Below are 1,725 nucleotides of genomic sequence, written 5' to 3'. Positions count from 1 at the left end.
CGAGGAGCTCGACACCTCCGCCCTCGACGCCGACTACTGGTACCGCAACCTCCGCGAACCCGTGCTCTTCGACCAGGCCACCCGGCTGCTGCTCGCCTCGGGCAGCGACCCCGTCTTCGTCGAGATCAGCCCGCACCCGGTGCTCACGCCCGCGCTGGAGGAGCACGAGGCGGGTGTGGTGACCGGGACCCTGCGCCGCGACCACGGCACCCCGGCCGAGTTCCTGGCCGCCGCGGCGCGGCTGTTCGTCGCCGGTGTGCCGGTGCGCTGGCCGTTCCCGGAAGGGGAGCCGGTGGCGCTGCCCACCTACCCCTTCCAGCGGACGCGGTTCTGGCTCGCCGGAGGCGCGGGAGACGTGTCCGCCGCCGGGCTCGACTCGGTGGACCACCCGCTGCTCGGCGCCGCCGTCGAGGTGGGCGAGCAGCGGGTCCTGACGGGCCGGATCTCCCTGGCCACCCACCCCTGGCTCGCGGACCACTCCGTCCTGGGGCGGGTGCTGCTGCCCGCGACGGCGTTCGTGGAGCTCGTCGTGCACGCGGCCGGGGCGGCCGTGGAGGAACTGGTCCTGGAGGCGCCGCTGGTGCTGCCCGCGGACGGCGCGGTGGACGTGCAGGTCGTCGTGGGGGCGCCGGACGGGACCGGCCGCCGCACGGTCGACGTCCGCTCCCGTGCGGACGGCTGGGTGCGGCACGCCACCGGCACGGTGAGCGGGGAACCCGTGGTCGGGCAGGAGCTGACGCAGTGGCCGCCGGCCGGCGCGGAACCGGTCACCGGGCTCTACGACACGCTCGCCGCGGCGGGCTACGAGTACGGGCCGGCCTTCCAGGCCGTGCAGGCGGTGTGGCGCCGCGGCGACGAGGTGTTCGCCGAGGTCGCCGTGCCGGACGCGGCCCGGTACTCCGTTCATCCGGCCCTGCTGGACGCCGCCCTGCAACCGCTGGCGCTGCTGTCCGGCACGGAGGGCGACGTGCGGCTGCCGTTCTCGCTGGGCGGGATCGCGGTCCACCGCACCGGCGTGACCTCCGCGCGGGTGCGGCTGACGGTGGTGCGCCCCGGCACGTACGCCGTCCACCTGGCGGACCGGTCCGGCGAGCCCGTGGCGACCGTCGAGGCGCTGACCACCCGGCCGATGGCCGAACGCGGCCCGCTGTACGCCCTCGAGTGGATTCCGCTGACCCCCGGGGAGGGCTCGCTCGGCGGCGCCGTCGTCTCGCCCGGCTCGGTCGCCGAGGCGCTGACGGCCGTCCAGGACTTCCTGGCCGGGCCCGGCGAACGGCTCGTGGTGCGCACCCGGGGCGCGGTCGCCGTCGTTCCCGGGGACGCTGTGCGCGACCCGGAGGCCTCGGCCGTCTGGGGCCTGGTCCGGTCCGCGCAGTCCGAGCACCCCGGCCGGTTCGTGCTCGTGGACGCCGACGGGCTGCCCGACGAGCTGCCCGACGGCCTGTCGGTCGGCGACGAGGACCAGCTGGCGGTGCGCCGGGGGGCCGTCTACGTGCCCCGGCTCGTGCGCTCCGCACCGGAGGCGTTCGACGGACGGCTGACGCAGGCGGCCACGGGCAGCCTGGACGACCTCGCCTTCCTGCCGTACGAGCAGGCCCCGCTCGGGCCCCTGGAGGTGCGCGTCGCCGTGCGGGCGGCCGGCCTGAACTTCCGGGACGTGCTGATCGCCCTCGGCGTCTACCCGGACCCGGCGCTGCTCGGCAGCGAGGGCGCGGGCGTCGTCAC

Annotated in this window: 1 protein-coding gene; it reads left to right on the top strand. The window is 76.8% G+C overall.

Translation table 11 applies throughout. From position 1 onward, the window contains the following. Positions 1–1,725, top strand: a 1,725-nt coding sequence (locus ABZW03_RS40540) for a polyketide synthase dehydratase domain-containing protein (protein WP_355269848.1), incomplete at both ends; no start/stop codon positions are given.

Origin of the sequence: Kitasatospora sp. NPDC004799 (assembly GCF_040609095.1) — a bacterium.
Taxonomy (GTDB): Bacteria; Actinomycetota; Actinomycetes; order Streptomycetales; family Streptomycetaceae; genus Kitasatospora.
Note: the sequence above shows the minus strand (reverse complement) of the source record. Positions and strands in the feature narration are given on the sequence as shown.